This window comes from Glutamicibacter sp. NPDC088483 (assembly GCF_044753145.1).
Taxonomy (GTDB): Bacteria; Actinomycetota; Actinomycetes; order Actinomycetales; family Micrococcaceae; genus Glutamicibacter.
In genome coordinates, this window is the sequence record NZ_JBIVMP010000008.1 from 177,702 (window position 1) to 198,791 (window position 21,090).

Here is a 21,090-nt window from a genome sequence, read left to right on the forward strand (position 1 = left end):
AAGCTGCCCACCAGCAATCTTGGGGCATTTTTGTGCCCTGTGGACTGAGCGCCAACCGCTGCTGAACAGCGTGCGTTTTTTACCGTCGGAAGCCCCCATTCGCCACCGGATTCAGGACCTTCAAGTGCACCGTTTTCGCGTTGTTTCGCTGATTTCCAACCCCTGGCGCTCCGAGTCCTTCGACACAATTTCGGCTTTTCGCGCACCTCGATCCACAACTTGGCCAATGGCTCGTTTGCCCCATGCTTCCGTGGGTATTCGGCGGTAGGTCCACGCAGGATTCGACTGCTCCCATGGGCACGCATACGCCCCTGGAGAGCCCCTCGATCAGGGAATTAATCCAATTTTTGGTAAACTTAATGATTGTCCGCTTAAGCGTTTCATCGCTCAATGCCGGTTTTTCGCCGGATTTTTGAGTAGAAATCTATCGATTTCGACGAGTCACACGGCGACCGCAACCAGCTCAAGGAGCAGCTATTTCGCTCCTCATTCTTGTGGATGAATATGGTCGCCGGCACCGGGACAAGATCAAGAAAGATATGAGGAGTGAAACTATGGAAGCAAAAAACACACGGAAGCAGCGATTCCTGAGGAAACGCCGCCTGAAGGTAGAAGACGTCAACGTCGTCGATAATTCGATGCTCAAGAAAGCCATCGGCGGTACCGTCGTTGGCAATTTGATGGAATGGTACGACGTAGGTGTCTACGGCTATCTTGCAGTAATTATCGGCAAGCTCTTCATGCCCGACACCGTCGAGCCTGCAATCCAAACCCTGTTCAGCCTAGGCGTATTCGCTGTCACCTTCGTCGCGCGCCCGCTTGGTGGCGTGATTTTGGGCCAGCTGGGTGACCGAGTAGGACGCCAGAAGATTCTGGTCTTCACCCTGCTCATGATGGCAGCGGCCACGTTTGGCATCGGAATCCTCCCGGATTACTCGGTATGGGGTGTAGCAGCACCAATTCTCCTGGTCGTGTTGAAGCTTGCCCAGGGCTTCTCCACTGGCGGCGAGTACGCCGGTGCTACTACGTTCATTACCGAATATGCCCCGGACAAGCGTCGTGGATTCTTCGCCTCGCTGCTGGATCTAGGTTCCTACATGGGCTTCGCCCTGGGTGCCGCCTTCGTCTCCATCCTCCAGCTGACCCTGAGCGACGATGTCATGGAAGGCTTCGCATGGCGCATTCCATTCCTGGTGGCCCTTCCACTGGGTGTTATCGCACTGTGGTTCCGCGCCAAGATCGAAGACACTCCAGCCTTCAAGGAAGCCCAGGAAGCCGCTAACCGCGCGAGCGAGGACGCACGGAGCGCTGCCGATGCCCCGAAGGGCGTCATCGACCTGGTGAAGGCCTACTGGCGCGAATTGCTCACCGGCTTCGTACTGGTATCGGCGGCCAACACCGCCGGTTACGCACTGACCAGCTACATGCCTACCTACCTCACTGAGACGCTGGAATACGATCCGGTGCACGGCAACCTGCTGACCCTGCCGATCCTGGTGGGCATGTCCTTGTGCATCCCCTTGGCGGGCAAGCTTTCCGATAGCGTGGGCCGTCGCAAGGTCCTGTTCATTGGTTCGGTTTCGGCCATCGTCCTGGCTATCCCTGCCTTCCTGTTCATGATGCATGGCCAGATCTGGTCCACCCTGCTTGGCCTTGCGCTGCTGGCAGTCCCGGTAGTCTTCTACGTTGCCAATCTGGCTTCGTCGTTGCCAGCGCTGTTCCCAACCGCCTCGCGTTACGGTGGCATGGGCATCTCGTACAACTTCGCCGTAGCCATCTTTGGTGGCTTCGCGCCGTTCATCATGCAGGCGTTGGTGACCCTGACCAAATCCTCCCTGGCTCCGGCCTTCTGGGTTATGGGCACCTCGGTCGCGGGTTTCATTGCGGTCTGCTACCTGCGCGAATCCGCTCGGAAGCCATTGCCCGGCTCGCTGCCTTCGGTCGCGTCGGAAGCGGAAGCCATTGAGCTAGTTGAAACCCAGGACGAGAACCCTGACCTCGATGTCGAAGCGCTCTTCGAGCAGGTTCCTGAATTGGAAATGAACTACCAGCAGGAGATTGCAGACGCCGAGGCGGAGCAGTCCGAGGCTAGATAGCCTCGCAATAGGGTTAAGCGATGGCGGAGCCGGTTCCAAGCGGAACCAGCCCGCCATTGTTGTATCCGGCTCAACGGCTAGGAGAATTGGCAGTAGGATTCATAGGCTGCTTGCGCAGCCCATTGAGCCATCGCATCCAGCCTCAGCTTGCAGTCAAGGATTCCGAATTCGGAGTCGGACCAGGTATCGAAGACCAGCGTGTAGCGGCTCTGCTGCTCGTTGAGGCATTGAACGCTATATGTGTAGGTCACGGGACGCGCTGCCCAGTAGCCCAGAAGCCCCGCAGACTGGTCGGAGCTTCTGATCAACGATTCCAGCCCGTCACTGGCATCGTAGGGCTCTTCGGCGACAGTGGCTTCGGAGACGGCGCTGGCTGCCATGATCACTTCATTGACGTTGTCCCAGTTGGGACGAGGGCTGAAGCTGATAGTCGAGCCGACGGGTGCATCGATCAGAGTTTGGCGCATCTGCTGATCATGGAACCGGTCGACCCGGATCAGCTGCGGTGCACCACGCAACTGACCGCCACTGGCAATGTACGGTCGATCGCATGAACTTGCCTTTTCGGGGCTCAAAGGCAACGGCCCCGTACTTTCGCCGGCCTCCGGGCTCGTGCATGATGCCAATGCCAGGGATAAGCACGCTAGTGTTGCCCAGTAGCTTCTCCGCATCATCGGCAATCCTTTTTTAAGACCCTGGAACCATATATTCTAATCAGCTTATGAGTGCATCAGCGATTTGACTAGAAGATTTCAATTAAATGCGAAACGGTCGCCGCTTCTCCTGAAGATTCAGGAGAAGCGGCGACCGTTCGTTTCCGGCGTATGCTCCAGGGCGTCAGCCCTGGTTCAGCGTCAGCTTAGAGAGCTGCGTAAACTTCGCGCAGCAGCACAGCAGTCTCCGAAGGAGTCTTGCCGACCTTGACGCCTGCAGCTTCCAGTGCTTCCTTCTTCGCCTGGGCGGTGCCAGCCGAACCGGAAACGATGGCGCCTGCGTGGCCCATGGTCTTGCCCTCAGGAGCGGTGAAGCCAGCCACGTAGCCAACAACTGGCTTGGTGACGTTGGCCTTGATGTAATCAGCAGCGCGCTCTTCAGCGTCGCCACCGATTTCACCGATCATGACGATGGCCTTGGTTTCTGGATCAGCTTCGAAAGCAGCCAGGGCATCGATGTGGGTGGTGCCGATGACTGGGTCGCCGCCGATGCCGATTGCGGTCGAGAAGCCCAAGTCGCGCAGTTCGTACATCATCTGGTAGGTCAGGGTACCTGACTTGGAAACCAAGCCGATTGGGCCCTTGCCGGTGATGTTGTTCGGGGTGATACCAACCAGTGCTTCACCTGGGGTGATGATGCCTGGGCAGTTAGGGCCGATGATGCGGGTGATCTGGTTGCCGTCGGCGTCAACCTTCGACTGTGCCAGAGCCCAGAACTCAGCGGAGTCCTGTACTGGAACACCTTCGGTGATGACTACAACGAGGCCAACTTCGGCCTCGATAGCCTCAACGACTGCGTCCTTGGTGAACTTAGGTGGGACGAAGACGATCGATACGTCTGCGCCGGTCTCGGCCTTGGCCTCAGCCACGGTGCCGAAAACCTTGATGTCCTTGTCACCGTGGGTCACGGTGGTGCCGGCCTTGCGGGCGTTAACGCCGCCAACAATGTTGGTGCCAGCCTTGAGCATCAGGGCGGTGTGCTTGGTGCCTTCGCCGCCGGTGATGCCCTGGACGATGACCTTGGAGTCCTTGTTCAGGTAAATGCTCATTGTTCGCTTATCCCTCTTACTTCGCTGCGTTGGCGAGCTCGGCAGCCTTGTCGGCGCCCTCATCCATGGTTGCTGCCAGGGTGACCAACGGGTGGTTGGCCTCGGCCAAGATGGCGCGACCCTCTTCAACGTTGTTGCCGTCCAGGCGGACAACCAGTGGCTTGTTCGCTGCGTCACCCAGGGTGTTCAGCGCGCCAACGATGCCGTTTGCGACAGCGTCACATGCGGTGATGCCACCGAAGACGTTGACGAAGACCGACTTGACCTGTGGGTCATTCAGGATGACGTCAAGGCCGTTAGCCATGACCTCAGCCGATGCGCCACCGCCAATGTCAAGGAAGTTAGCAGGCTTGACCGAACCGTGGTTCTCGCCAGCGTAGGCAACAACGTCCAGGGTCGACATGACCAGGCCAGCACCGTTGCCGATGATGCCTACTTCGCCGTCCAGCTTGACGTAGTTCAGGCCAGCGGCCTTTGCCTTGGCTTCCAGCGGATCGGCTGCGCCCTTGTCCTCGAGCTCTTCGTGAGCCGGGTGGCGAACCTCAGATGCGTTGTCGTCCAGGGAAACCTTGCCATCCAGTGCAACGATGTCACCGGCACCGGTCTTCACCAGTGGGTTTACCTCTACGAGGGTGGCGTCTTCTTCCTTGAATACAACCCAGAGCTTCTGGATGGTGTCTGCAACCTTTGCGCGCAGCTCTTCAGGGAAGTTAGCTGCCTCAACGATTTCAGCGGCCTTCGCGGCATCAATGCCGACGATTGGGTCAACGGCAACCTTCGCCAGAGCATCCGGGCGCTCAACTGCGAGCACCTCGATCTCCATGCCACCTTCTACCGAGCACATGGCCAGGTAGTTGCGGTTTGCACGGTCCAGCAGTACGGAGAAGTAGAATTCCTCAGCAATGTCGGCGCCCTGAGCGATCATGACCTTGTTTACGGTGTGGCCCTTGATGTCCATACCGAGGATGTTGGAAGCGTGCTCGAAAGCTTCGTCGGCGGTCTTAGCGACCTTGACGCCGCCAGCCTTGCCACGGCCACCAACCTTGACCTGTGCCTTTACTACAACAACGCCGCCGATCTTCTCAGCTGCGGCTTTTGCTTCTTCCGGGGTGTAAGCGACGATACCGGCAAGCACGGGAACGCCGTGTGCCTCGAATAGATCGCGCGCCTGGTACTCATACAGGTCCACGGGTTTGTGTCCTTCGTTCGAAGTTCATGCTGACTCGCGGCACGGCCACAGACCGAAATCCATGCCATGCCAAAGAGAGCGCACCGCAACTACCGGGACGTCGTTAGGCGCCGTAGCCCGTGCGCACCTCTCAGACTATCCCGACTTTCGCAAACTTCCCACTTTTACAACACGTAGAGAAACTCGCGGGTCCTGCATCAAAGCAGCCGAATGTGACGCAGGAAACACGGAGGGCCCGTCGGCTAGTCCACGATTTCTAGCGGTGCATAGCGCAGCAATAGCCTCTTCTCGGAGTCCGGGAACTGCACCTTGGCCACCGTCTTGTCGCCTGCGCCTTCTAAAGCAATAACAGTGCCCAAGCCAAACGAGGAATGCTTAACATTCTGCCCGACTTCAGGGATGGTAATGTCCTTATTCTGCACAACTCGCGTCTTGGAAATAGGGGCGGCGTTGTGCCCTCGCACCGGTTGCGCCGATGCCGAACCTGCACCCCAGTGGCTGCCACGTTCATATCTGCTCGTGGCGAAATTCACCGCTGCGTTACCGAAACCGAAGCCCATTCCACCGCCAGAGCCCTCGCTCTTCCAGTCGATCAGCTCGCCCGGAACCTCTTCCAGGAACTGGCTCGCAGGGTTGTACTGGGCCTGCCCCCAAAGGCTGCGCTGTTCGGCACGGGTCAGGTACAGGCGTTCACGGGCACGGGTCAGTCCGACATAGGCCAAGCGGCGTTCTTCGGCGAGCTCCTTTTCGTCGGTCATGGAACGCTGGTGCGGGAAGACACCGTGCTCCATGCCCGTCAGGAAGACCACCGGGAATTCCAAGCCCTTGGCAGTATGCAGGGTCATCAAGGTGACCACGCCTTCCTGCACGGCCATTGCTGCTCCCTCATCATCGCTGGGAGCCTCTGGAATCTGGTCGGCATCGGCTACGAGCGCCACGCGCTCCAGGAACCCTTCGAGACCGCCTTCCGGTTCTTCGTTCACGTAGTCCCGGACCACGGCGACCAATTCGGCAAGGTTCTCCACCCGCGACTCATCCTGCGGATCCGAGGAGAGCCGAAGGGTCTCCAGGTAACCGGTCTGCTCCAGCACTGCTTCAAGGGCCTCTGCCGGGCCTGAGCCTTCTGCCACGGTCTTCAAGTCATCCATCATGGAGACGAACGCAGCAGTCATCTTGATTCCGCGGGTTCCCAAGCCTGGTGCTTCATCCGAACGGCGCAATGCGTCCATGAAGGAAACGCGATCCCGTTCAGCCAACGCTGCCACGGCGCCTTCGGCACGGTCGCCGATGCCGCGCTTGGGCTCGTTGAGGATACGGCGGACGTTGATGTCATCATCCGGGTTTACCAAGGCGCGCAGGTAGGCCAGTGCGTCCTTGATTTCCTTGCGGTCGTAGAACCGGGTGCCGCCGACTACGCGGTACTTCAGGTCCACGCGCATCAGCTGTTCTTCCAGTGCACGCGATTGGGCGTTAGTGCGGTAGAAGATCGCCACGTCGCCCGGGCGGACATCCTCGTCATCGTTCAAGCGCAGTATTTCTTCGGCAATCCAGCGTGCTTCGTCGGATTCTGATTCACCAACATAACCGGTGATCTTCTCGCCGTCGCCGCTGGCAGTCCACAGCTTCTTGTCATTGCGGTCGGGGTTTCGCTTGATGACCTCGTTGGCCGCGGACAGAATCGTCTGGGTGGAACGATAGTTCTGTTCCAGCTTGATGGTTGCCGCGTTCGGATAGTCCTTTTCGAAGTCGACGATGTTGCGGATATCGGCACCGCGGAAAGCGTAAATCGACTGGTCGGAGTCGCCGACAACGGTCAGTTCGCCTGGGACGGTATCACCTTCGGCACCGGTGAGTTCACGCACCAGCGAGTACTGGGCGTGGTTAGTATCCTGGTATTCGTCAATGAGCACATGGCGGAACCGGCGGCGGTAGTTATCGGCCACTCGCGGGAACGCACGGAACATGTAGATGACCTGTCCAATCAGGTCGTCGAAGTCCATGGCGTTGGCAGCGCGCAGGCGGCGGGTGTAACCGCGGTAGACCTCGGAAACGGCTCGCGAGAACGGATCATTGGTATTGATCGTCGCCGCGTAGTCTTCATCATCTATCAGCTCATTTTTCAACGAGGAGATCTTGTGGGCAATCGCCTTGGGCGTGAAACGCTTCGGGTCGATCTCCAAAGATTTGGCGACTAAGGTGATCAGGCGCAAGGAATCCGTGGAGTCGTAGATTGAGAAGTTGGATTTCATTCCAATGGTGGCCGCCTCGCGACGCAAAATACGCACGCATGAGGAGTGGAAAGTAGAGATCCACATCTTCTTCGCTTGCTCGTCGCCAATAAGCTCAGCGGCTCGTTCGCGCATTTCGGCAGCGGCCTTGTTGGTGAAGGTGATCGCCAGGATTTCGTGCGGCCGAGCACGGCCGGTCGCCAGGAGGTAGGCAATGCGGTGCGTAAGCACACGGGTCTTTCCTGAACCAGCGCCGGCCACGATCAGCAACGGGCCCCCAGCATAACGAACTGCTTCTTCCTGCTGCGGGTTCATGCCGACCAAAAGCTCCTCAGCAGTGGGCATGACCTGCTGTGCGGTATCCGGGGCGAAATCGTCAAAAAGGAAATCCATGATGTAGCCAGTCTACGTGGAGCGCCGGACACTTTCAGTGTGAGCGGGAAAGCCCACGCTATTGGCCGGGCATAATAGGAGATATGGCAAAGAAGGTCAGGAAAACCAAGGAATACCGCAAGCCCCAGCAGTTCGCCCAGGCGCCGAACGCGCCGCGCGGCATGAACATGGGGCCAGGCAAGGTGCAAAGCACCTCCCACGAGAACAGTTCGAACCCGATGCTGCTAATCTCGGTGGGCTTGATCATATGCGCTGCGCTATTCGCGTACTACCATCTGCTCACGATGGTGCAGATGCAGGACCTCAGCGATTCCCTGGCGATGCCCGATCAGCGTATTTTCGGCTACACCGTAAGCGACATAGAAGCATTGCGTGGCGCCATGGATGAAGATGCTGTTGGCCAGCTCAACTACTTGCACAAGACCGCTGGTTTCCTCTTCCCGATGTTTACGGCGGTCTTCTCCATGCTGTTGTTCATCCGCTGGATTCCTCACCGCCAGACGCGTTGGCTGGCTTGGGTCGCCCCTCTGGGCTTCGCAGCAATCGATATTTGGGAGAACTTCGCAATTGATGCCCTGTTAACTGGTGACCTCAGTGAAGGAGCTGTCGTTTTGGCATCGATCCTCACGACCATCCGCTGGGCACTGCTGATCATCACTGCGGGTCTTGTTGTGGGTCTTGGCGCTATCCGTGCCAATCGTGCGCTCAAGGCAAAGATGCTCGCAATTCGCGAGGGTACTGCCTAAGCCAGTGCGTGGGAATTACACCCGGGACATCCTAGTAAGATAGTGTTGTTGGTGTTTTCACGCCCATGCCCCTGTAGCTCAGTAGGATAGAGCGACCCTCTCCTAAAGGGTAGGCCGTCGGTTCGATTCCGGCCAGGGGCACAACTAGAGCCTTGTTTCCAGTCCTCGGACGGGAAACAAGGCTCTTGTCGTTACTACGGAGTTAAGCACTGCGGGTACGTTCCATCTGGAACGTACCCGCAGTGCTTAGTATGAGTCTCGCTTAACGCAGCAGCAATGCGGTCGCCTTTGGCGACAGCGAAGCGTCCATGACCACGCAAGCGCCACCGATGGCGCCGACGTTGGAGCCGAGCTCGGAGGTGCGGGTTTCGATTTCATGCACTCCGCGCAGGGCGAAGCGGCGGCCAATGGCGTCGCGGACTTGATCGTCGACCAGTTCGGATACCTTTTCCCACTGTGGACCGCCGAAGACGACTTCGCGAACGTCCAGCGAGTTGGCAAGCTGGCCGGCAACTTCGCCAACCTTGATCATGGCTTCGGTGACCAGTTCCTTGGCGACCTTGTTTCCTTCGTGAGCCAGCTCGTAGAGGCGGTTCATTCCGGCAGCCCGCTGTTCCGGGCCAACGATTTCGTAGCTTGGCAGTTCCAGCCCGCGCTCCTTGGCCTGCGCGGCGATGAATTCGTAGGAGGTGCCGGAAGCGAGGCAATCCTCCGCACCGCATTGTTCGCAGGCCACAGATTTGTAACCGGTTGAGTAGTGGCCGATTTCGCCAGCGTTGTTGCTTGCACCGTGGTGGACATCGCCGTTGAATACCAGGCCAGCGCCGAAGCCGTGACCGCAGTAAATGAAGACGAAGTCGTTGTTCTTCTCTTCCTTGGACTGCCACAGTTCGCCAACTGCTGAAGCGATGGTGTCCTTTTCGATAATGACCTGCAGGCGCAAGAGCTTGCGCAGCGGGTTCACCAGTTCAACATCTGCCCAGCCATCGAGCAGTGGCGGGTTCAGCACCACTCCTTCTTCGACGTTTACTGGACCCGGAACAGCAATGCCGACACCGACGATGTGCTTCTTCGGCACGCGGATCTCGGCAATGAGTTCCTTAACGGTAGTTGCCATGAGCTGGACAGTTTCGGTAGCTACTTCGAGGTTGGGAACTTCGATGCGGCGTTCGCGCAGGACCTCGCCGCGCAGGTTCATTGCGACGAAGGTCAGCACGCTGGGGTCTAGGTGGATGCCAATGGAAACAAGACGGTTGCCTTCGAGCTCCAGAACGGTGCGAGGCTTGCCTGGTCCGGAGACGATCGTGCGGTCTTCTCGGACGATTCCGTCATCCAGCAAACGGCGGACAACGTTGGAAATGGTCTGTGGCGACAGACCAGTCGAACCGGCCAGTTCAACGCGGCTAATTCCCTCTGGTGCCCGTCGAATTGACTCAAGAATTACGGCTTGGTTGAAGTCTCCCAAGCGTCCTAGATTTGTACCCCGTCGCATTTATTGCTCCATAGATCTGTAAAGTTGATGGATCGATCTTTCAATTCCAACGTTTTCGGTAGTCATCAATACTTCGGTTAGATACTGCGAGTAAAGTAACCATGGTGAACTAGAACTAAAACCGTTGGAGATCCAATTAAGCACGTTACCATCTCTAACTCCTATAAACACGCGATATTGTGTTTTAGTGAAGAAAAATTTGACGATCTCAGCGGCGTGTTTAATCAACAACCAAGGAGAAATTCTCCTGGTTCGCAAGCGTGGAACGACGAAGTTCATGCAACCTGGCGGCAAACCCGAAGCCGGGGAAACAGCGTTACAAACTATCATTCGAGAAATTCGTGAAGAATTGGGCCTCAGCTTCACCGCTGACGAGCTGCAATACGACGGCGAATGGATCGGACCGGCTGCCAACGAGGCGGAGACGATGATCCGCGCCTCTTTATACAGCGCAGCCTTCGATGGCGAACTCGTCCCGTTAGCGGAATTGGAGGAGCTGCTGTGGATCGACCCGCAGGTGGCCCTGGAACGCGACGATCTAGCTCCGTTGCTTCGCGACCGCGTCCTGCCGCTAGCCATTGAACGCAGCAAGAAATAGGCGCCACTGGGTTCCTCCCAGCAGCATCAGGCCAGCGGCTAGCTTGCGTGCAAGTATTCGTCCCATGCCGCATCAACGTGCTGCAGTCCCGAAACCAGATGGCCAGCAACGCGTGGACGATGAGGTGTAATACGCAGTTGCCAGCCCAGTTGCGAGAGCATCTTGTCCGCTTTGCGGCTATTGCATAGCAGGCAAGCGGCCACGAGGTTCTCCCAGGTGTTCTGGCCTCCCCTGCTGCGGGGAATCACGTGGTCAATCGTATTGGCAGCTTTGCCGCAATACGCGCAGGTAAAAGCGTCTCTACGCAGAACGCCCCTACGGGTGACATGTTGCATGTCCCTGTAGGGGCGTCGTACATAGCGTTTCAGAACGATGACAGTTGGCCGAGGTAGATCTCCATGAGAACTGCGGATGGGGGCGAGATCATCTTGGAGAACGATGCTCGCTTTTTCGGTCATGACTAGCACTAGTGCTCGACGGAACGTCACAACTGCTAGTGGTTCGTATCCTGCGTTTAATACCAAAGTTCGCATTGCTCGTACTACCTTCATGAACCGATGGCCACCATCTGGCATTGATGGAGCTCGCGTTCTGCTCGGAGTGTCTCTAAGCGCTAGCCTATGCGATGCTTCGGATTATTGGTGGGTACCTAACCAAGAAATTGTCTTCTTTTCATCGTTCTGATGCCCGGAGTTCAACTGGTTAAACGAACATAGGCCATCGGATGTCTTTCTCATCCGATGGCCTATGAAAAGCTTTGAAGCTTAGCCAGCTAGGGTGTAGTAGCCGTACAGCGGGTTGCGCGAAACCGAGTGGATCATGGTGTCCACGGTTGGGTTCTGCGCGCCGATCATCTGGCCGCCGCCCAGGTAGATGCCGACGTGGCCGCCACCGTTCTGGAATACCAAGTCGCCTGGCTTAGGGTTGCTGGTGCGGACGAACTGGCCGGATCCGAGGATGGCCGAGGTGCCGCGAGCAATGTTGATGCCGTGCTGCGCGTAGACGTACTTGACGAAGCCGGAGCAATCCCAGCCGCTTGGACCGTTGCCACCCCATACGTATGGAACGCCCACGTACTTGGCAGCGGTGCCTGCGATGCCGGAAAGGTTGGAGGTCTGAACAGGAGTTTCAGCCTTTGGCTGAGCCTTCTGCTGCGGAGCCGATTCCTGTCCACCCGAACGGCTCTGACGAGTCATCGGGGCCATCGAATCAGAGTTACCCGAGTTGCTGCTGCGGGTAGTTGGGGTGATGTCATTCGAAACTGCAATGACAACAGGCTCTGGCTTCTCTTCAGCGGTGAAGCTGGCGCGCTCGATTGCGACATCAGCCTTCTTGTCAGCAGCTACCTTTACTGCCTTGACTGCAACACGCTCTGGATTGATGGTGTCAACAGGCGATGCAGAAACGTCACGTGGTGCAGTTGCCTGGCCAGGCACGCCCAGAGTGACGATCAAGCCGGATGCTGCAGCTACAACGGCGGCCTGGCGGCCTACCGAGCCAGCGTTGGATGCTACGGCCTGCGAAATCGCCTGTAGCGAGTTGGTGCGTGGAACGTCGGCGCGGCGACGTCCGCGTGCATGACTCTTGGTCAAAATATTGCCTCTCCTTGATACCTACGAGGTAAGCTGTCGGGTTCGAAGTGGAGTTACCTCGGTGGATTCGAAGTTGCCTTCTCTATCCACTTCACCCCTAGGGTTGTTAGCCAAAACTAACGACCCGATATTGGTTCCCCCGCCACTGCCGTACGAGTTGTGTATAACTACTCATTGCGTGTTGGCAGTGCTCGGTTCTCACGCAATGATGCCCAGGGATCCCCATGGCACGCATACAAGACTATAGGAAGTTTTTTGAAATGTCACGTTTTGATCACGGAATGGTGACGAACGTCGTTATAACCAACCTGCTGGGTCTTTGAACTGACCGTCAACGATCACTTCGAAGTGCACGTGAGGACCGGTTGAGTTGCCAGTGCTGCCGGCCAACGCAACAACGTCACCGCGCTTAACTTTCTGGCCAACCTTCACAACCAGCTGGCTGTTGTGGCTGTAACCGGTCTCCAGGCCGTTGCCGTGGTCAAGGGTGATGCGGTTACCGGAGTGCCCAGCCCAACCCGAGACAGTCACAACACCGTCAGCTGCCGCGTAGACCTTGGTACCGCTTGGCACACCGTAGTCGGTGCCGCTGTGAATCATGAAACCTGGACCGGTTGGATTCTTGCGGTGCCCGAACGTGGAGGTGATGCGCTTCGTGGTGACCGGTGCGCCGAGCAATCCCGAGGTGTCCTTGATGGCCGTGACGCTACCGCCCGAAGCGGTCATGATCTCGGCGAACTTCTCTTCCTTGGCAACTTCGGTGTTCAGCTCGGAGGTCAAAGCTGCACGCTCCACGGACAGTTCCGCATTGCCGGTAGGTGCAGTTACATCTACAACTGCGGAAGTGGCGGTGCGCTGAGCTGCGACCTCAACGGCCTTGTTCTCCTCCGCGCTGCCGGAGAGCTGTGGAGTTACGGCGGCAAGCGCCAAACCCGAAACGGCGGCTACGGCTGCCACCTTGTGGGCGAATCCACGGTGGGTGGATTTCTGAACCTTGGACTTGAGGCTAGAAATGAACTCGACATTGCCTGCTGCTTCGATCGGGGCAGGCTTGCTGGCAGGGGCTTGAACAGCTCCTGGCAATGCAACGACGTTGCTCGCGGTATCCTTGCCGGCCAGCAGGGTCTGGTTAGGAGCAACACCGTAGCGCTGCATGGAGTCGAATCGTCGACCAACGAAATCTTCATGTACCGGCTTGACCGGTGCAATCATCGGGACGGTGGCAGCGGCACGTGCTGCTCGGCGCCCGCCGTTACGCTCAGCAGTCGAAGCGGTGACTTCTGCAATCACATCTACTTCGACGCCGGCAGCGCGGCGACGTCCCGCAGTCTTGGTTTCTACCAAAACATTCCTCTCACTGTTGCGCCTACGAAGTTAGCTGTCGGGTTCGGCTATTGAGAATCAGCCGGCCTGCTTGTCGCAGAACTTCACCCCAAGGCGTTTGCACGCCGGAAAGTGGGTCCCCCGTTATTGCCCTCAAGATTTGGTGACCGTTTCTGGCGCAGGGCAACACTAGGCGGTCGCACCAAAAATGGATAGAGCTAACTAGATCGCTAGCTCCAAGGCTTAACGCTACCTGTCAACGCCGAAAGTTACAATTTCGTTATCTTTTCTGAGACTTTACAAATACGTGTGCGCTGACCTCGACCGGCAGCTCCAGAGCGCCTTCGATGCCGTCCACGCGCACTACAACGTAGTCGTCGGCGCGCTCCAAGGTGACAATCGCACCTGGGCGGATTCCACCTTCGTTCAGTTGTCCGAGCAGGATTGGGTCCGTTTGGATAGGTTCGGCCAGGCGCTCAATTGCCACCGGGCCGATGTTTCCGGACAGCAGGGCATCATCCAAGTTCTCTACTTCATGTGAGATTTCGCCCACATTGGGGCCACCGAGGACTTCCAGGCCCGGAATTGGGTTGCCGTAGGGCGACACTGTTGGCTTGCCCAGAAGATCAAAGAGCCGACGCTCGACGCGTTCGCTCATCACGTGTTCCCAGCGGCACGCTTCATCGTGCACGTACTCCCAGTCCAACCCGATGATGTCCGACAACAGGCGCTCCGCCAAGCGGTGCTTGCGCATCACGCCCGTAGCCAGCTCGTGACCTTTTTCGGTCAAAGCAAGGTGGCGATCGGTCGATACGATAACCAGGCCGTCTCGTTCCATGCGAGCAACCGTCTGCGACACGGTTGGGCCCGAGTGGCCAAGACGCTCTGCAATTCGGGCGCGCAATGCCACGATTTCCTCTTCTTGAAGCTCAAGAATGGTACGCAGATACATCTCAGTTGTATCGATAAGATCAGACACGGCAGTCGCTCCTGGAAGTCACAACAATTAAGTTCGCTCGAAATTTACGTGGCGTCGATATCCCACTCTACTTGGTCGGAGCTGCAGAAAGCCCTGTAACCCGCCAAGCCCTCGGCGTAACCGACCGACGCGCTTTTCTCACGGCACCCCGCTATTTGCGAAGATATCTATTGAAACGCCAAGGCTATCTGTCAATATTCCAAACCATGGGTAATGGTGGCCGTTATGGCACTTCAATCTATCGCTACAAGAGGAGCGCGATGAGCACGGATATCAACATTCCAGAAAACCTTCTGCCCGCCGATGGTCGATTCGGTGCAGGACCTTCCAAGGTTCGCGCAGAACAGATCCAGGCCATCGTCGATGCCGGCGCCGAACTGCTGGGCACCTCCCACCGCCAGGCTCCGGTCAAGAACCTCGTAGCTTCGGTTCAGGACGGCCTGAAGGAAATGTTCAGCGCACCAGAGGGTTACGAAGTTCTTCTCGGCGTGGGTGGATCCACCGCGTTCTGGGATGCCGCTGCATTCAGCCTGGTCCGTTCCAAGGCGCAGCACCTGTCCTTCGGCGAATTCGGCTCGAAGTTCGCCAAAGCCACCGACAAGGCTCCATTCCTGGAACCTTCCTCCATCATTGTCGGCGAGCCGGGCACCGTACCTGAACCCGTAGCCGAAGCCGGCGTAGACCTCTACGCGTGGCCGCACAATGAGACCTCAACCGGTGCCGCGGCGCCGATCAAGCGCGTTGCTGGCGCCAACGACGATGCACTGGTAGTCATTGACGCCACCAGCGCCGCCGGAGGCCTGGACGTGGATCTGTCCGAGACCGACGTGTACTACTTCGCTCCGCAGAAGAACTTCGCTTCCGACGGCGGCCTGTGGCTGGCCTTCGTTTCTCCCGCCGCGATTGCCCGCATCGAGGAAATTGCAGCAACCGACCGCTGGATCCCCGACTTCTTGAACCTGGCGACCGCGCTGGATAACTCCTTGAAGAACCAGACCTACAACACGCCATCGCTGACCACTCTTGTGGGCCTGGATGCGCAGATCAAGTGGATCAATGCCAACGGCGGCCTGAAGTGGGCGGCAGCGCGCACGGCACAGTCCGCAGGGATGATCCGGGCTTGGGCCGAGGCTTCCGAAATCGCTTCCCCTTATGTGGCCGACCCAGCGCACCGCTCGAACGTCATCTCCACCATTGACTTCGATGACTCGGTCGATGCCTCGGCAATTGCCAAGGCACTGCGCGCTAACGGCGTTGTCGACGTGGAACCATACCGCAAGCTGGGCCGCAACCAGCTGCGGATCGCCACCTTCGTTGCGATCGAGCCAAGCGACGTCGAAGCACTGCTCAAGTGCATCGACTACGTGATCGAGCAGCTCTAAGAACCCTCGATTAAAGCCAAAGACCTTCGCACAACGGTTCATCATCGTTGTGCGAAGGTCTTTGCCGCTATTGCCTAGTTTTCCTTGCGCGTGCGATTACGCTGCGCTGCCCGGCGACGGGCTGCGGTGCGCTGCGCCGTGCGACGGCGGCGTACCTGGCGACGTGCCGGCGACTTATGCTGCTGCACAGCGTCATCGTCATTTTCGGCGCCGTCCGCTTCGGCTTCGGTCTGCGGATCCTGAGCCTCGGCGCCTGGATCCGATGGATCCGGCTCCTTCGCTGGCTCCGAAGCTTCAGGACCGTCGGCTTCCCCGCCGGTCCCGGCCAAGTCCTCTGCGGCTTCGGCGGCCTTGGCCGCTTCAATCTCTTCCTTTGCCAGGCGGTCGGCCCATGGCACCCATGCCGGAGCGAGCAATGACTGCTCCCCTGCAATAATGCCTACTTCGCAAACCGTCAGGTCCTTGGATTTTGCCCGTGAGACCCGCGCAAGCGTGGCGAACCAGGTCCATCCTTGATATCCCGACTTATGGGAGACAAAACGATGGGTGACAAGTCGCTCACCTTCCGCCGTGACGCCTAGGTGTTCGCCGATTTCTGACGCACCGGCAATTTCTGCGAGCGCGCCGCGAGCAGTATCCACTGCCTCGGCGAGGATGGTGTCCAACTTGGGTTTACGGGCCATTATTTATGCGTCCAGATCGTCGGCTACCGCACGAAGTACGGTAGCAACCTTCTTGCCATATGCCTGTTCAGGATAACGCCCATTGCGCAAGCTATTGGAAACGTTGTCGAGCAGCTTAATAAGATCTTCGATCAGCACTGCCTCGTCTTCGGGCTTCTTGCGCTTGGCACGTGCGACCGATGGAGCGGCTTCGAGCAAGCGCAGGCTCAGTGCCTGTGGACCGCGGCGGCCTTCGGCAACGCCGAATTCCAGGCGGGTTCCGGGGCGCAGGTCATGCACGCCTTCGGGCAATGCCGCGGCATTGACGTAGATCTCTTTGCCATCTTCGGCGGTGATGAAGCCGAAGCCCTTGGCCTTTTCGTACCACTTAACCTTGCCGCTAGGCATGATCATTTACCTCGTTCGTTCTTGTAGCTAAGCTGCATGGCCGAGGCCTGCTCAGCGCCATGCATATTCATATGTGCGATCCGGCGGAGCCACTGCCGGAATTCTTCTCTGCGTCTTGCCGGGTGCTCAATCTGCTGGATCGCTTCAAGTCCTTTATCTAAGATTATGTCATCTCTCGTGCGGTGAATTCATCTTTGCCCGGCAATCTTCGCATTCCGCCTGTCGCCCATGGCTCCGGGGCTAAACTTGGTAGCGTGAGCGATTCATCCAAAACCATGACTGCACTTTCCCGATTGGCGATCATCATCGCCATCCTTTCCGCCTTGGCGCTGGTCGGAACCCTCGTCTTCTACTTCCAGGAGATAGCCATCCCGCCGCTGCTGATGCTCTTTGCGCGCTTGGGCTTGCCAACGGCATTCATCCTGGCCGCCATCGTGGTCTTCGGAAACGTCGCCAGGCGCCGAAAAAGCTAGCCACTCGCTTCAGCATTCACTCAGCTGACGCCCAGACTTCTTCGGCACACTGTAATCCATGAGTCCAAAAACTGCTGAGGCAAAACTTCTCGTTGTCGATGACGAGCCGAATATCCGCGAACTGCTCTCCACTTCCCTGCGCTTTGCAGGCTTCGAAGTTGTCGCTGCTGCCAACGGACGCGAAGCCCTCGCCGCCGTTGAAGCCGAGGAGCCGGACCTGGCCGTCCTGGACGTCATGCTTCCTGACATGGACGGTTTCACCATTACCCGGAAATTGCGCGCCGCTGGCCGACACTTCCCGGTGCTGTTCCTGACCGCGCGCGACGACACCAGCGACAAGGTCACTGGCTTGACCGTCGGCGGCGACGACTATGTCACCAAGCCATTCAGCCTGGATGAAGTCGTAGCCCGCATCCGTGCCGTCCTGCGTCGTACCGCCAATGGCGAGGACGAGAACGCGACCATCATCGTGGCCGACCTTGAGCTGGATGACGACGCCCACGAGGTGCGCCGTGCCGGGGAGATCATTGACCTGTCCCCCACCGAGTTCAAGCTGCTGCGCTACCTGATGATGAACCCGAACCGCGTACTGTCCAAGTCGCAGATCTTGGACCATGTCTGGGAATACGACTTCAACGGCGATGCCTCGATCGTGGAATCCTACATTTCCTACCTGCGTCGCAAGGTGGACCGCCCGGAGTGGCCTGCACTGATCCAGACCAAGCGCGGCGTGGGCTACCTGATGCGCACCCCAGACCGCCGCTAACGGCACACGTAACGGTCCGCGCCAATAATTGAAGGCCTTGTAAAGTCAGCATATGAAGTCATTTCGAGCCCAGTGGCGTCGCACCTCGTTGCGGACCAAACTGGTCGCGGTCATGTTTGGACTGATGATCGTCGCGATCTTCGCTACAGCTATCGGTTCGGCGCATACGCTGAGGATCGCGATGACCAGCCAGATCGACAAGCAGCTGAACGTGTCCAAGTCGACGATGGCCTACGGGCTGAACAAGGCCTACCTCTACTCCTTGAACGAGGACAACGGCAGCCATGACGCCTTGGATGTCGATGCCACGCTGCTCGGGCTCAGCAGCGCCTACGCTGACATTCGCGACCAGGACGGCGAGATCGTCTACGTGATGCCGCGTTCGCGGGTCGGTCCTTCCAACGGCACGGACCTGCCGCTGCTTAATATGGAACAGATCCAGCAGCTGGCAGCCCACCCGAACTCCCCCGCCACGGTCCCCGGCGCCTTCCCCACCTCCGCTGGTTGGCGTACGGTGATGATCCCGTTGAAGAGCAGCGAGCTGAACCTGTTCTTGTCCATGCCGCTGGATAATGTGAACCGTACCGTTAACCAAACTGCGGTGCTGGTGCTCTCCACCGGCACGCTTGCGGCCCTGCTGATGTCGATGATCGCCTACGGGCTCACCGGGCGTTCGCTCAAGCCGCTGATCAATGTGGAGCGCACTGCGTCGATGATCGCCGATGGCGATCTGTCCCAGCGCGTGAAGGACTATCCCGCAGAGACCGAAGTGGGCAGGCTCTCGCGCTCGCTCAACGCCATGCTGGCCCAAATTGAAAAGGCGTTCAACGACCGCGAGGCTTCCGAGCAGAAGATGCGCCGCTTTATCCAGGACGCCTCGCATGAGCTGCGTACCCCGTTGGTCACCATCCAGGGCTATTCGGAGTTCTACCGCTACGGCGGGCTGGCGGATCCGGAGGCCATGGACTCGGCGATGGGCCGCATCGAAAGCGAATCCAAGCGCATGGCCCGCCTGGTTGAGGACCTCTTAATGCTCGCCCGCCTGGACGAGCAGCGCCCCATGGAAAAGCAGCCAGTGGATTTGCTGGTCCTGGGCCAGGACGCGGTGGAAGACACCAAGGTCCGTGCACCGGACCGTACCGTCAAACTTGTGGGGCTCGTGTCCGAACGCCCCAGCCCAGCGAGCACCGTCGGTGATGATGCCCGCATCCGGCAGATCATCGCCAACCTGCTCACCAACGCGCTGCGCTACACCCCGGAAGGTTCCCCCTTGGAAATTGCCGTCGGCGTGCGCTCATTGGTGGCTGGAACGCTGGACGCGGTCGTTGAAATCCGCGACCACGGCCCGGGCATCCCGGCCGAGGATTCCAAGCGCATTTTTGAACGCTTCTACCGCTCCGATAGCTCGCGCCAACGCGAGACCGGCGGTTCCGGCCTGGGCTTGGCCATTGTTGCGGCCATCGTCCAGCAGCACGGAGGTTCGGTGGCGTTGGCAGATACCCCCGGCGGCGGCGCCACGATGTCCATCTCCATGCCCTACGTGCCGCTGCGCGAACCGAAAGCACCGGAAGTCGACGATACGGGAGACTAGCGCCATTGGCTTTCTCCACACCCCGTGCCGGTTTTGACCAGCACGGGGTGTGGTGTTTCTAAGGTGAGTGCATCAGTGATCAAACCGCTCATTCCAGAAAGGACGATTCCAGTGAGTACGTTCTCCACCAACACCGGCGAGATGCAGGTTAAATCCCAGGCCGTCATGAACACCATTGACCGGCTACGCAATGAGGTCTCGACCATGCAAATGAACCTGGACCAGTTGCAAAGCACCTGGCAGGGTTCCGCCGCGGCCTCCTTCCAGTCGATCGTGGCCGAATGGCGCTCAACCCATGTGCAGATCGAAGAGGCGCTGAGCAGCATTGCCACGGCCTTGAACCATGCCTCCATGCAGTACGAAGAGGTCGAGCAGGTCAACACCTCGCTGTTCCGTTACTGAAAACCGCAGACGCGACGGCCGGTTGATCAGTAGGCTTAGCCTTATGAGCATTCTGATCGACCCGCCGCGCTGGCCTGCCCACGGCACGCTCTTTGCCCACTTGGTGTCGGATACTTCATTGGCTGAACTCCATGAGTTCGCCGGGCAGCAAGAAATCTCCCGCCGAGCTTTCGACCGGGATCACTACGATGTGCCTCGCGAACGCTACGATCGGCTCGTGGCTGCTGGCGCCCTTGAAGTCTCCGGATCCGAGCTGGTCCGCGCACTGGTCAAGTCCGGGATTCGGATACCAGCCAAATACCGTCCGGAGAAGCTGGGAACCGTCCTCACCCGGCGGTGGTCCCGCACCTTGCCCACCGAGCCTCAGCTCGGAACCGAGCTGTTGGGCTATTGGTCCGAGAGCCATCGCCACTACCACGACCGGGTGCATCTGCTCTCCGTGCTCGAAGCCATCGACTGGCTGGCTGAAGGCCAGGCCGATCCCGAAGAGCTCATGCTGCTCCAACTCGCTGCGTGGTTCCACGACGCCGTCTACGCTGGAACCAGCGAGGACGAGTTCAAGTCGGCCACCTTGGCCCGTGAACGGCTGTGGGGAGTCCTCTCCCCTGGTGCCGTCTCGAAGGTCAGCGGGCTGGTCATGCTCACCGCCAAGCATGCCCCGGCAGAAACCGATCGCCTGGGCCATATCCTCTGCGATGCCGATCTGGAGGTCCTGGCCCGCCCCGCTCCGGCCTACCAGCGCTACGCCGAGGCGATCTACAAGGAGTACGGGCATCTTCCCCGCCATGTGCTTGCTTCCGGGCGCAGCAAGATCCTCTGCGGCCTGTTGGAGAAAGAACTGATCTACGGCACCCAAGCCGGATCCCGGCGCTGGGAGCAGCGCGCGCGGAATAATTTGGGCACCGAGCTGGAGCTGTTGCACAGCTGGCTGTAGTGCAACGCTTGTCCCACGTTAAACGGCCGATGGCCCGGATTCCTCGAAAGGATCCGGGCCATCGGCGCGATTAC

At 58.6% G+C, this 21,090-nt stretch carries 20 protein-coding genes, 1 tRNA gene and 2 riboswitches; of the genes, 10 read left to right on the forward strand and 11 right to left on the reverse strand.

From position 1 onward, the window contains the following. Nucleotides 1–554: 554 nt before the first annotated feature. A complete protein-coding gene (locus tag ACIP6G_RS17170) occupies nucleotides 555–2,096 on the forward strand; it encodes an MFS transporter (RefSeq protein ID WP_400291487.1) in 1,542 nt (513 codons plus the stop codon). A gap of 77 nt (nucleotides 2,097–2,173) precedes the next feature. On the opposite strand, the gene ACIP6G_RS17175 is transcribed toward ACIP6G_RS17170, so the two are convergent. The 4 genes from ACIP6G_RS17175 to pcrA form a co-directional block, all read right to left on the reverse strand. Continuing rightward, nucleotides 2,174–2,563 (reverse strand): hypothetical protein, encoded by a 390-nt coding sequence (locus ACIP6G_RS17175; protein WP_400291489.1) that lies wholly within the window; start codon nucleotides 2,561–2,563, stop codon nucleotides 2,174–2,176. Between the two features lie 392 nt (nucleotides 2,564–2,955). After that, nucleotides 2,956–3,858, reverse strand: a complete 903-nt coding sequence (gene sucD, locus ACIP6G_RS17180) for a succinate--CoA ligase subunit alpha (protein WP_133833227.1) — start codon at nucleotides 3,856–3,858, stop codon at nucleotides 2,956–2,958. Between the two features lie 16 nt (nucleotides 3,859–3,874). Further along, a complete protein-coding gene (gene sucC / locus ACIP6G_RS17185) occupies nucleotides 3,875–5,047 on the reverse strand; it encodes an ADP-forming succinate--CoA ligase subunit beta (RefSeq protein WP_105659137.1) in 1,173 nt (390 codons plus the stop codon). Between the two features lie 242 nt (nucleotides 5,048–5,289). Beyond that, complete coding sequence (gene pcrA / locus ACIP6G_RS17190) at nucleotides 5,290–7,668, reverse strand: DNA helicase PcrA (RefSeq protein ID WP_400291491.1); 2,379 nt, start codon at nucleotides 7,666–7,668, stop codon at nucleotides 5,290–5,292. Between the two features lie 83 nt (nucleotides 7,669–7,751). On the opposite strand from pcrA, the gene ACIP6G_RS17195 reads away from it, so the two are divergent. After that, nucleotides 7,752–8,414, forward strand: a complete 663-nt coding sequence (locus tag ACIP6G_RS17195; protein ID WP_400291493.1) for a hypothetical protein — start codon at nucleotides 7,752–7,754, stop codon at nucleotides 8,412–8,414. Between the two features lie 67 nt (nucleotides 8,415–8,481). Continuing rightward, nucleotides 8,482–8,555: transfer RNA gene (locus ACIP6G_RS17200), tRNA-Arg, on the forward strand. Nucleotides 8,556–8,676: 121 nt separating this feature from the next. On the opposite strand, the gene ACIP6G_RS17205 is transcribed toward ACIP6G_RS17200, so the two are convergent. Further along, entirely contained in the window at nucleotides 8,677–9,906 is a 1,230-nt protein-coding gene (locus ACIP6G_RS17205; RefSeq protein WP_105661599.1) for an ROK family transcriptional regulator, read from the reverse strand. 187 nt (nucleotides 9,907–10,093) lie between these two features. Here ACIP6G_RS17205 and ACIP6G_RS17210 point away from each other — a divergent pair, with 187 nt between their 5' ends. Beyond that, nucleotides 10,094–10,504: an NUDIX domain-containing protein gene (locus ACIP6G_RS17210; protein WP_105659133.1), complete on the forward strand. Its 411-nt coding sequence runs from the start codon at nucleotides 10,094–10,096 to the stop codon at nucleotides 10,502–10,504. Nucleotides 10,505–10,542: 38 nt separating this feature from the next. On the opposite strand, the gene ACIP6G_RS17215 is transcribed toward ACIP6G_RS17210, so the two are convergent. From ACIP6G_RS17215 to ACIP6G_RS17230, 4 genes are all read right to left on the reverse strand, one after another. Continuing rightward, the gene (locus tag ACIP6G_RS17215; RefSeq protein ID WP_400291495.1) at nucleotides 10,543–11,079 is read right to left on the reverse strand and encodes an HNH endonuclease; all 537 of its coding nucleotides are present in this window, start codon (nucleotides 11,077–11,079) and stop codon (nucleotides 10,543–10,545) included. Between the two features lie 189 nt (nucleotides 11,080–11,268). Continuing rightward, nucleotides 11,269–12,096 (reverse strand): C40 family peptidase, encoded by an 828-nt coding sequence (locus tag ACIP6G_RS17220; RefSeq protein ID WP_105661598.1) that lies wholly within the window; start codon nucleotides 12,094–12,096, stop codon nucleotides 11,269–11,271. 3 nt (nucleotides 12,097–12,099) lie between these two features. Then, nucleotides 12,100–12,270, reverse strand: a riboswitch (cyclic di-AMP (ydaO/yuaA leader). 123 nt (nucleotides 12,271–12,393) lie between these two features. Beyond that, nucleotides 12,394–13,440: a M23 family metallopeptidase gene (locus tag ACIP6G_RS17225; RefSeq protein WP_105661597.1), complete on the reverse strand. Its 1,047-nt coding sequence runs from the start codon at nucleotides 13,438–13,440 to the stop codon at nucleotides 12,394–12,396. Between the two features lie 4 nt (nucleotides 13,441–13,444). Next, nucleotides 13,445–13,595, reverse strand: a riboswitch (cyclic di-AMP (ydaO/yuaA leader). A gap of 104 nt (nucleotides 13,596–13,699) precedes the next feature. Further along, a complete protein-coding gene (locus tag ACIP6G_RS17230) occupies nucleotides 13,700–14,398 on the reverse strand; it encodes a metal-dependent transcriptional regulator (RefSeq protein ID WP_105659129.1) in 699 nt (232 codons plus the stop codon). A gap of 260 nt (nucleotides 14,399–14,658) precedes the next feature. Between ACIP6G_RS17230 and serC the strand changes: the two genes are divergently transcribed. Beyond that, nucleotides 14,659–15,780, forward strand: a complete 1,122-nt coding sequence (gene serC, locus ACIP6G_RS17235; RefSeq protein WP_105659128.1) for a phosphoserine transaminase — start codon at nucleotides 14,659–14,661, stop codon at nucleotides 15,778–15,780. 74 nt (nucleotides 15,781–15,854) lie between these two features. On the opposite strand, the gene ACIP6G_RS17240 is transcribed toward serC, so the two are convergent. Both ACIP6G_RS17240 and ACIP6G_RS17245 read right to left on the reverse strand, forming a co-directional pair. Next, on the reverse strand, nucleotides 15,855–16,463 hold the full coding sequence (locus ACIP6G_RS17240; protein WP_400291498.1) for a DUF3027 domain-containing protein: 609 nt from the start codon (nucleotides 16,461–16,463) through the stop codon (nucleotides 15,855–15,857). 3 nt (nucleotides 16,464–16,466) lie between these two features. After that, nucleotides 16,467–16,850: a cold-shock protein gene (locus ACIP6G_RS17245; RefSeq protein WP_038990235.1), complete on the reverse strand. Its 384-nt coding sequence runs from the start codon at nucleotides 16,848–16,850 to the stop codon at nucleotides 16,467–16,469. Between the two features lie 254 nt (nucleotides 16,851–17,104). Here ACIP6G_RS17245 and ACIP6G_RS17250 point away from each other — a divergent pair, with 254 nt between their 5' ends. The 5 genes from ACIP6G_RS17250 (at nucleotide 17,105) to ACIP6G_RS17270 (ending at nucleotide 21,016) form a co-directional block, all read left to right on the forward strand. After that, on the forward strand, nucleotides 17,105–17,323 hold the full coding sequence (locus ACIP6G_RS17250; RefSeq protein WP_105659126.1) for a hypothetical protein: 219 nt from the start codon (nucleotides 17,105–17,107) through the stop codon (nucleotides 17,321–17,323). Between the two features lie 58 nt (nucleotides 17,324–17,381). Continuing rightward, nucleotides 17,382–18,089, forward strand: coding sequence for a response regulator transcription factor (locus ACIP6G_RS17255; protein WP_105659125.1), 708 nt, complete (start codon nucleotides 17,382–17,384; stop codon nucleotides 18,087–18,089). 52 nt (nucleotides 18,090–18,141) lie between these two features. Beyond that, nucleotides 18,142–19,680, forward strand: coding sequence for an ATP-binding protein (locus ACIP6G_RS17260; protein WP_400291501.1), 1,539 nt, complete (start codon nucleotides 18,142–18,144; stop codon nucleotides 19,678–19,680). Between the two features lie 111 nt (nucleotides 19,681–19,791). After that, a complete protein-coding gene (locus ACIP6G_RS17265; RefSeq protein WP_038990044.1) occupies nucleotides 19,792–20,082 on the forward strand; it encodes a WXG100 family type VII secretion target in 291 nt (96 codons plus the stop codon). A 43-nt stretch (nucleotides 20,083–20,125) separates the two neighbouring features. Further along, nucleotides 20,126–21,016, forward strand: a complete 891-nt coding sequence (locus tag ACIP6G_RS17270; RefSeq protein ID WP_400291503.1) for a DUF4031 domain-containing protein — start codon at nucleotides 20,126–20,128, stop codon at nucleotides 21,014–21,016. Nucleotides 21,017–21,090: the final 74 nt, after the last annotated feature.

Excerpts from the sequence above, each read along its gene's own strand:
- sucD (WP_133833227.1), bottom strand. The coding sequence starts at position 3,858 with ATGAGCATTTACCTGAACAAGGACTCCAAGGTCATCGTCCAGGGCATC.
- ACIP6G_RS17170 (WP_400291487.1), top strand. The coding sequence starts at position 555 with ATGGAAGCAAAAAACACACGGAAGCAGCGATTCCTGAGGAAACGCCGC.
- serC (WP_105659128.1), top strand. The coding sequence starts at position 14,659 with ATGAGCACGGATATCAACATTCCAGAAAACCTTCTGCCCGCCGATGGT.
- ACIP6G_RS17240 (WP_400291498.1), bottom strand. The coding sequence starts at position 16,463 with ATGGCCCGTAAACCCAAGTTGGACACCATCCTCGCCGAGGCAGTGGAT.
- ACIP6G_RS17215 (WP_400291495.1), bottom strand. The coding sequence starts at position 11,079 with ATGCCAGATGGTGGCCATCGGTTCATGAAGGTAGTACGAGCAATGCGA.
- ACIP6G_RS17260 (WP_400291501.1), top strand. The coding sequence starts at position 18,142 with ATGAAGTCATTTCGAGCCCAGTGGCGTCGCACCTCGTTGCGGACCAAA.
- ACIP6G_RS17270 (WP_400291503.1), top strand. The coding sequence starts at position 20,126 with ATGAGCATTCTGATCGACCCGCCGCGCTGGCCTGCCCACGGCACGCTC.
- ACIP6G_RS17205 (WP_105661599.1), bottom strand. The coding sequence starts at position 9,906 with ATGCGACGGGGTACAAATCTAGGACGCTTGGGAGACTTCAACCAAGCC.
- ACIP6G_RS17195 (WP_400291493.1), top strand. The coding sequence starts at position 7,752 with ATGGCAAAGAAGGTCAGGAAAACCAAGGAATACCGCAAGCCCCAGCAG.
- ACIP6G_RS17255 (WP_105659125.1), top strand. The coding sequence starts at position 17,382 with ATGAGTCCAAAAACTGCTGAGGCAAAACTTCTCGTTGTCGATGACGAG.
- ACIP6G_RS17245 (WP_038990235.1), bottom strand. The coding sequence starts at position 16,850 with ATGCCTAGCGGCAAGGTTAAGTGGTACGAAAAGGCCAAGGGCTTCGGC.
- pcrA (WP_400291491.1), bottom strand. The coding sequence starts at position 7,668 with ATGGATTTCCTTTTTGACGATTTCGCCCCGGATACCGCACAGCAGGTC.
- ACIP6G_RS17175 (WP_400291489.1), bottom strand. The coding sequence starts at position 2,563 with ATGCGCCAAACTCTGATCGATGCACCCGTCGGCTCGACTATCAGCTTC.